This is a genomic window from Planktosalinus sp. (assembly GCF_059864935.1).
The window spans coordinates 1-7,245 of record NZ_JCBCCK010000253.1 but is presented as its reverse complement, the minus strand read 5'-3'; the positions used below and the strand labels follow the sequence as shown (position 1 = coordinate 7,245).

The 7,245-nt window shown below is 38.6% G+C and carries 10 protein-coding genes and 2 pseudogenes; 1 reads left to right on the top strand and 11 read right to left on the bottom strand.

Annotation, left to right across the window (positions count from 1 at the left end; translation table 11 throughout):
* The 6 genes and pseudogenes from AC6F75_RS08665 to AC6F75_RS08640 all read right to left on the bottom strand — a co-directional run.
* Positions 1-148 (bottom strand): annotated as a pseudogene (locus AC6F75_RS08665) (UDP-N-acetyl-D-mannosamine dehydrogenase); the annotation flags it as partial.
* Between the two features lie 44 nt (positions 149-192).
* Complete coding sequence (locus AC6F75_RS08660; protein ID WP_500714608.1) at positions 193-441, bottom strand: GxxExxY protein; 249 nt, start codon at positions 439-441, stop codon at positions 193-195.
* A 344-nt stretch (positions 442-785) separates the two neighbouring features.
* Positions 786-917: a GIY-YIG nuclease family protein gene (locus tag AC6F75_RS08655; protein ID WP_500714607.1), complete on the bottom strand. Its 132-nt coding sequence runs from the start codon at positions 915-917 to the stop codon at positions 786-788.
* Positions 917-1,039 carry a GxxExxY protein gene (locus AC6F75_RS08650; protein WP_500714606.1) on the bottom strand — a complete coding sequence of 41 codons (123 nt, stop codon included), beginning with the start codon at positions 1,037-1,039 and terminating at the stop codon, positions 917-919. The genes AC6F75_RS08655 and AC6F75_RS08650 overlap by 1 nt, the downstream gene beginning before the upstream one ends.
* Positions 1,040-1,107: 68 nt before the next feature.
* Positions 1,108-1,515 (bottom strand): annotated as a pseudogene (locus tag AC6F75_RS08645) (UDP-N-acetylglucosamine 2-epimerase); the annotation flags it as partial.
* A 366-nt stretch (positions 1,516-1,881) separates the two neighbouring features.
* A complete protein-coding gene (locus AC6F75_RS08640) occupies positions 1,882-2,085 on the bottom strand; it encodes a hypothetical protein (protein WP_500714605.1) in 204 nt (67 codons plus the stop codon).
* Between the two features lie 664 nt (positions 2,086-2,749).
* Here AC6F75_RS08640 and AC6F75_RS08635 point away from each other — a divergent pair.
* Positions 2,750-3,499 (top strand): hypothetical protein, encoded by a 750-nt coding sequence (locus AC6F75_RS08635; protein WP_500714604.1) that lies wholly within the window; start codon positions 2,750-2,752, stop codon positions 3,497-3,499.
* 327 nt (positions 3,500-3,826) lie between these two features.
* Here AC6F75_RS08635 and AC6F75_RS08630 read toward each other — a convergent pair whose 3' ends face one another.
* The 5 genes from AC6F75_RS08630 to AC6F75_RS08610 all read right to left on the bottom strand — a co-directional run bounded on the left by AC6F75_RS08630 (position 3,827) and on the right by AC6F75_RS08610 (position 7,008).
* Positions 3,827-4,351, bottom strand: coding sequence for a nucleotidyl transferase AbiEii/AbiGii toxin family protein (locus AC6F75_RS08630; RefSeq protein ID WP_500714609.1), 525 nt, complete (start codon positions 4,349-4,351; stop codon positions 3,827-3,829).
* A 56-nt stretch (positions 4,352-4,407) separates the two neighbouring features.
* On the bottom strand, positions 4,408-4,725 hold the full coding sequence (locus AC6F75_RS08625; RefSeq protein WP_500714603.1) for a DUF6922 domain-containing protein: 318 nt from the start codon (positions 4,723-4,725) through the stop codon (positions 4,408-4,410).
* A 129-nt stretch (positions 4,726-4,854) separates the two neighbouring features.
* Positions 4,855-5,457 carry an ATP-binding protein gene (locus AC6F75_RS08620; RefSeq protein ID WP_500714602.1) on the bottom strand — a complete coding sequence of 201 codons (603 nt, stop codon included), beginning with the start codon at positions 5,455-5,457 and terminating at the stop codon, positions 4,855-4,857.
* A gap of 97 nt (positions 5,458-5,554) precedes the next feature.
* The gene (locus AC6F75_RS08615) at positions 5,555-5,788 is read right to left on the bottom strand and encodes a hypothetical protein (RefSeq protein WP_500714601.1); all 234 of its coding nucleotides are present in this window, start codon (positions 5,786-5,788) and stop codon (positions 5,555-5,557) included.
* Positions 5,789-5,814: 26 nt separating this feature from the next.
* On the bottom strand, positions 5,815-7,008 hold the full coding sequence (locus tag AC6F75_RS08610; RefSeq protein ID WP_500714600.1) for an AAA family ATPase: 1,194 nt from the start codon (positions 7,006-7,008) through the stop codon (positions 5,815-5,817).
* Between the last annotated feature and the right edge of the window lie 237 nt (positions 7,009-7,245).

Below are 7,245 nucleotides of genomic sequence, written 5' to 3'. Positions count from 1 at the left end.
TATGGATTTTCCCTGCGTTGATGGTATCAACAACCTCCTGATTAATATCCACCCCATACACCGGCACACCGTGCTGAGCGATAAGGGCTGATGTGGGGAGGCCTATATAGCCTAATCCTATGGTAACTACTTTGGGCACGGATTTCATTGATTCTTGCGGATTGCGCGGATTTTGTAGATTACTTTCTGTGTTCATAGGTGTAAGTAGGTGTTTACAAAGCGTTTCCATTGCAGGCTTGATTCTCCAAAATTTATAAGGAGGCCTACTTTAAAGTTTGTTGCTTTTAAATAGTTAATCAACTGAGCATCATTTAATTTATGCATAAATGAAGCACTTTTTAATTCTACCGGTATTTGATTATAGCAAACAAAGTCTGCTTTGAAATATTTTTTTAATTGAGAACCTTTATAAAAAAGGTTTGGTTTTTTTTTGACTTTCAAAGGGAATCTGTTGTTCCTTAAACTCTTTTTCCAATGCTTCCTGATTAACCCTGTGAAATAGATTCTATATAATTCTTAATCCGATTTTTAATATATCTTTTACCGTACGTTGTCTTTAAATATTTTTCTCTTCTCGTTGTATCTTGTTGATTTAAACAACCTTCAAAATAAACTAATTCAAACGGTATTCTATGTTTAGGATTTGTTACCAAATAACCTATACATTTTGACTTGTTCTTTTCTCCTTTCTCTGCGTTAAAATTTTAAACCATAGCTTCGGCTATGCTTGAAAATTTTGCCTTGATTAAGAATAAAATAACTGTGTCAATTCTGTACATATTATTTCATAACCAATCCTTAGTTGATTGAACTCGACCATTCTGATGATCATTAATTCTTTTTTCTAAATTATTAGTATAACCGGTATAATAATAATTATCCTTAAGGCTTCTTAATATATAAATAAAATAAATCATTATTTCACAGGGTAAACAGATTCTAAAAAACCACTCCCCATCTCGCTATGCACAGTCATACATGCCCCTATGATGGTATAGGTTTCTTTTTCAAACAACAACTTGTTACCTTTCTCTTCCATATCATCCGCGTAATCCGTTTATCATCCGTGTAATCCTTTAATCATCCGTGTAATCCGTTTATCATCTACCGTTTCATTTCCTCGGGGAAGGGTGACCATTTGTTTTGGGTGCGCAGTCCTGCCTCCACATGACATACTTTAGCCCCGGCATAAAAGGCTGCCGGTGCTACCACTGTAGGGGTGGTAGTATCTCCATGCACAAAGACATAGTCGGGTTTGAAGTCTTCCAGCACCCCTTTCATCTCCGTTATAATAGCAGCTGTAAGGGTGTACAGGTTTTGGTTGGGCTTCATCAGGTCAAGGTCATAGCAAGGAGCAATCTCAAAAAACTCCAGTACCCGGTCCGGCATTTCGCGGTGTTGTGCGGTCACACATACCCCGCTGTCAAAATCAGCATCCTTCTCAAAAGCCTTTACAAGAGGTGCCATTTTGATGGCTTCCGGCCGTGTACCAAAGACAATGAAATTCTTTTTTATACTCTTCAAGTAACTCCCTTTTAAAATGAAACATACCCAATACAAACACTCTAAAACCCCAAGTTGCCCAAGGATTTTTCCGTGAAGTTATAGGGTAAAATAAAATATACCGCGAAGTTAAGGTTTCTTTTGGGATTGTGGAATTGGTTTTTTAAAAAGGTTTAGGGTTTATGGTTTGTAAAGTGTAAAGTCCTAAATAGGATTGACCGTTTTATATATGGGGGGAGGGTGAAATTTAAGCAGGATGCTGAAATGTGGGGTGCAGTTACAGGGCACACACAAACTATTGGAGTATAGATTGTCAGGCCTGCCTTGTCAAAGCAAAGGTATAATGAGCCAAAGAACAGTTGGTAGCGGTTAAAGCACCTAAGCTGTTTTGTTGTAATAATAACGCTCTGCCTCTTCAAAATTAATGTCCAAGTGGGCGCACAATACACTCAAAGTGATGCACGACCCTTTGGGCTTACTTTGATTTTTTCTGATTGTACTCAGCACCTTGTTTCCATAGCGCACTGATTTTCCGGTGATTCTGGCTACATCTTTGCCAGATAAACATAATGAGTTGTTCATTGTGTTAGATCAATTTAATATTCGACAATAGATTAGTACTCACAGTGTCGAATAATAAATTGATAAAACAACAACCAATTAATTTTCTAACACTGACATTTTTTGGTTTGTAACATTTTTCATAGTGTCTGCTGTCTGGTTAAATTTTATGTCTGTTAGCTGAAATACAAAATCAGTTCACTTTCTAAAAACAATATTAAGACAAATTTTAACTAAATATCCGATTACCTGTCATAGTTATCAACAATTTTATTAACAAACACCCGTTTAACTCCCGCTTTATTAGGCTTGTGATAATATTTTCACCTTTCAGCTTGTCCGCTTCATTGAAAAGTTAAAAAATTGTTTGAACGGTCAATACTACCTTTGACAAGGGTTCAACATTAATCCAATACTGCTCCAATACCACTTCAATACAAATGCTATACAACCCCATTCAACAGCTGTTATTCAAAATTGAAGGGGGCTAAAAAAAGAAATACAGTGCACATTTTGGAAATAAAATACCACCGCTAACACTTTAACTTTCAGGATGGGAATGTAAGGCATTTTAAATGCGGTTTTCTTACTTTAATCGCACACAAATACCTATGAAAGCACAGTGTTTGCAAGGGTTTTCAGAGTTTCGTAGGTTTGCTTCATAGTAATTTTTAAACCTTTAATTATGGCACGACAACGTGGCCCTCTAAAAATTCAAGGCACCATAGATGACTTGACATTTTTAAGAACACAAGAAGGATTCCGAGTTCGCTTAAAGGGCGGAGTGAGCAAAGACAGAATCCTAAACGACCCCGCTTTTGAAAGAACGCGGGAAAACATGGCAGAATTTGCACATTGTGCAAAAATTGCCAAACAATTCAGGCAGGCGGCATCTAGCATGATCAGCCTTGCCAAAGACAAGCACATGTCAAGCAGATTGACAGGGGTATTTGCCAAAATCAAAAACTATGACACAACCTCCCCGCGTGGAGAGCGTAAAGTAGCGATTGGTACAACTGTACCCGGTGTGCTTGAATTACTCAAAAACTTCGATTTCAATAAGAGATCAAGTATGAGCAACATTTTAAAAGCGGTTGTAGAACTCAATGAAACCACCGGTGTGGTGACCATTGAAGATTTAAACCCAAAAACAAATCTTCTTGCACCCTCTTTTGCTACACATTTTAGCATAAAGTCGGCTTTTATGAAGTTTGATTTTGCCACCGGCACTTTTGAAATGCACCAAAGTAACACGGTTAACCTGCCCATTGATTTGACAGCAACCACCGTTACTTTGACACCGGCAAACGTCCCCGCAGGAACGGGAGTAGCTGTTCATTTGTTGTTGATTGAGTTTTTCCAGACCATCAACAACCAACAGTACCCCCTCAAAAGTGGCGCTTTTAATGCGTTAAGCATCATTAAAGCCATCTAATCCCGCAGCGACTTTGTTGTGTAAAGGCCCCGAAGTAATAGTAGGGGCCTATTTTTTTATACCACTTTTCAAAAATAATAAATTTATGCTTTAAAAATAAAGTATCGCTTTTGCAAATCTGCACATTCGCATACCCTCCTACGGTGAACCTTCCGCCTTGCTCCGCCAATATGCGGATTCAGGGTGCCAACGCTGTGCCACCGCTAAAGCTATTGCGACACGCGGTAAAGCTTCTGCGACAGCATGCGACGAAGCGGAGGGTAAATTAGCTTACCTACCTTCATTTCGACTACGCTCAATGACCTCGGCAGGCGAGTTTGCATATTTTCAGTTGTTTTCATTATTGATGTAATCACGGTGTTCTTTTCTGATGGTGTCTTTCACCTCTTGCCAGGTGAGTGGCTTGAGCATCATGGGCATTTCGTCTTCTTCGGCATCTTCAAAATAAATTAGGCTTTTTAGCACCATAAACCGTGAGCCGTCGAGATATTTTTTGTCATAGGCATTTAGAATGTCCATCAATCTCATTTGTTTGAGCAGGAAATAAATATCCACAAAATCTTTTTTACTTCCCCTGCCGGTTACAGCTGCTATTTTCATTGCCGCAATGTCTTTGATTGCTGCCAGTTTTAAATTGTCTTTTACAATGAGCTCATTTAACCAGGGATAGGGGTAATTGACCAAGTCAACTTTTACGCCATTAATGAGAAAGACATGAATGTTTTGTGTTTTTCTTAACCGGGTGGCATGACCATATCCACTAAGTGCACTACTTATAGCTATCTCGTCTGCATCCAGATCTCCAAACAAATCCAAATCAACCGAAATTCTATGCCCTATCTGTAGTGCCAGGGATGTACCTCACACGAGTCGCAAATCAGTAAAAATAGGCGTTTGTTGTAATTTTTTTAAAAGTTCCAGTGTGGGTTTTTCGATTGTATTGTAGTGTAACATCTAAATTTATTTAAGTGTATGCCTGAAATTCCCGCAATAAAGTGGAGGCTTTTGGGCTCAAGTTCCCTAAACCTTAAGGCCGTTTGAGCGATCTTGTCTATACCATACTGTTTTTGAATGATTTTCCAATCGTTCCACAAGCCATATTCCAATACCCTTTTAATCATAAAAGCAGCGTTTTTTTCCATATCCAAACTGTCTCTATCTACGTCCCAAAAAAGATGGGGTGATAATGCAGGGTCTATATTTTGTTTATTTTGCTGTGGATTCATTACAGGTAAATTTATTAAAAATATTGTGATTAATGCACGGATTTGTTTGTTTGTTTGCTTACCTACCTTCGGCAGGCAGGTTTGCGGTGCTTAATTGTTCTACCAGTTTCCTATCCCTAAAAATACGCATTATTTCTTTATAATTTTCCAATGACCACCTTTTGCCGGGCCTATATATTCTATTTGATTGTTGTTTTTCAGCTTTTCAATATCCCTAATTATTGTCCTTTTTGATACCTTCAGCATTTTAGATAATTGTTCCGTTGTGATTGATGGGTTTTTATGCATAAATTCCACCACTTGAAGCCTTCTTTTTTCAGTGACATTTTCGGTGACATATTCTGTAACATTTTCTGTAGTCTCCTTTACCGGAAAGCTCATTCGGATAAAGTTATCGGAAAATTTAAAGCATTCTTTGCCATAGGATTGTAGGATACGTGGAACACCTGAGCCTAATTGCTCTACTAAATCCATATCGCGATAAATATGCATTAATTCTTTACTTCTTGGTATAGATACGCCTTGAAAGAACTCTTCCTTAGAAAGTCCCTGTGGCAAACCTCCATAGGATGTAATCTCTAAACGGTCGTCAAAAAGTTCAAATTTTGGTGCAATTTCCCGTGAATAATCATTGTGAACGAAGGCGTTTATCACGGCTTCACGTAATGCAACCGGGTACCATTGCCTTTTTTTGAGGGTTTCCTTATATTCTATGCGGTTGGTTTCTGTCATTTTTTTTAATGCACGGATTCACGGATTATTAGGGATTTACGGATTTTTACGGATTATTTATAGTTTCATATCTACATTTTCTAGAACTCCTTTTACGTCATAGACTATCGCGGTTTCTTTTTTCAGGGGTTCGAGGTAAAAGGTTTAAAAATTGTTTGTGGGCTAAGCCTAATACAATCGCATCAAATTTTTCTATCTGCTCATTGTTGAGTTTGCTTCGCTCCGCTACCAATGACTTGCTTGTCAAGTCAAGTTCGGAGTTGCATTCAAGTCCGTATTCGTGCATGACTTCCTCGGGGTTGGTGATTGTGTTATGTATGGTATGTTTCATTCTTTAATTCTCGTTTTGTAACTGTATTAATATAAAAACCCAAAAAGCCACAGGGGTATTTTTTGTTGTGTTCCAATTTCAATGTCGTCTGCCGCTATGAATGCTTGTGGTATGTTTTCAATTTGCTTGGTGGTTTTGCTTTGACCGCCCACTTCAAAGGTCAGTGTGTCATTGATCAAGAAATCGCCGGTTTGTGTATAAGCAATGGGGTGTTGTTGCCCCAGCTGATTGAGGAAGAAGGTTTCCCTGATGTTTCCGGTATTGGTGTTTTCACCCACTAGTGCAAAGAGCAGGTTGGTATTTTCCAGATAGATTTTATCAGGCTTTTGAAGTTTGCTGATGCCCTTGGTGTCACGGTACAGGTTTTTGGTGATGTGGGCTTCATTGAGGTACTGCAAATAAGTGACCAGGGTGTTGCGGTTGATTTGAATTTTTTGGCTCAGTTTTGTCACATTGGGCATAAATGGTACTGATGTGGCGATGATTTGAAGTAGTTGTTTTATTTTATTGACATAAGCGGTTTCCATTTGTCGCAGTTGTGGCAGTTCTACTTCAAGTATAAAATTGACGACTTCTTCAATTTTGGAATGGTAAAGACCGGGGTGTTCCAAAAAAAATGGATAATACCCGGAGCTCAAGTAGGTTGAAAAATGCTTTAATGGTTTGATGTGTTGGAGTATTTGTGGCGCTATTTGCTGATGGTTTTGCAGGATCTCATCCAGTGTGAGGGTGGGAAATTGTTTTTTTAATGAAAGGTTGATGTACTCTCTGAACGATAGTCCTTGCAACTGATAACTCACTGCCCTTCTGCTTAAATCGGCCCGTGCATTGAGAATTTCGAGTAAAGAGGAGCCGGTAAATACAATTTGTAAGTCGGGGTAATCGTCATAGATATTTTTAATTTCCCGGGACCAATTGGGGTATTTGTGTACTTCATCAAGAAACAAATAACGACCCCCTCTTTTTACAAACCAATCTGCCAGGGTAATGAGCTTATTTTCTGAAAACCAAAGGCTGTCCAAATTCACATACAAGCGGCTGTTGGGTTCTTGAACGTGCTGTTTGAGGTATTGCAACAATAAGGTGGTTTTACCTACTCCCCTTGCTCCTTTGATGGCAATCAAACGCGCATCCCATTGAATGGTATGCATTAAGCTACGAGAAAAATCAGTGGTTACCCAGTTGATTTTTTGTTCTGATTTTTCTACAAGATGCTCCATAATTGCTTTGTTGATTAAACAAATTTAGTTATTTTTTGCTTAATGGGTTAAGCATTTGTTTTTTATTGCTTATTTGCGTTCCTCCTATGGCGGACAGGTTCGCTGATTTGCTTATTCCCGTACCCTCCGAAGGTTTTCATCCTCCGCATCCACCAAAGGGGGAGAAGGGGGATACCGTAGGAGGGTAAATTTGATTTAAGCTGTGCACAAAAATACTTTATTTATTTTGTTTCTCTA

Coding starts and splice junctions, on each gene's coding strand:
- AC6F75_RS08655 (WP_500714607.1), bottom strand. CDS start 917: ATGATTTATTTTATTTATATATTAAGAAGCCTTAAGGATAATTATTAT.
- AC6F75_RS08650 (WP_500714606.1), bottom strand. CDS start 1,039: ATGGAAGAGAAAGGTAACAAGTTGTTGTTTGAAAAAGAAACCTATACC.
- AC6F75_RS08640 (WP_500714605.1), bottom strand. CDS start 2,085: ATGAACAACTCATTATGTTTATCTGGCAAAGATGTAGCCAGAATCACC.
- AC6F75_RS08635 (WP_500714604.1), top strand. CDS start 2,750: ATGGCACGACAACGTGGCCCTCTAAAAATTCAAGGCACCATAGATGAC.
- AC6F75_RS08625 (WP_500714603.1), bottom strand. CDS start 4,725: ATGAATCCACAGCAAAATAAACAAAATATAGACCCTGCATTATCACCC.
- AC6F75_RS08620 (WP_500714602.1), bottom strand. CDS start 5,457: ATGACAGAAACCAACCGCATAGAATATAAGGAAACCCTCAAAAAAAGG.
- AC6F75_RS08615 (WP_500714601.1), bottom strand. CDS start 5,788: ATGAAACATACCATACATAACACAATCACCAACCCCGAGGAAGTCATG.
- AC6F75_RS08610 (WP_500714600.1), bottom strand. CDS start 7,008: ATGGAGCATCTTGTAGAAAAATCAGAACAAAAAATCAACTGGGTAACC.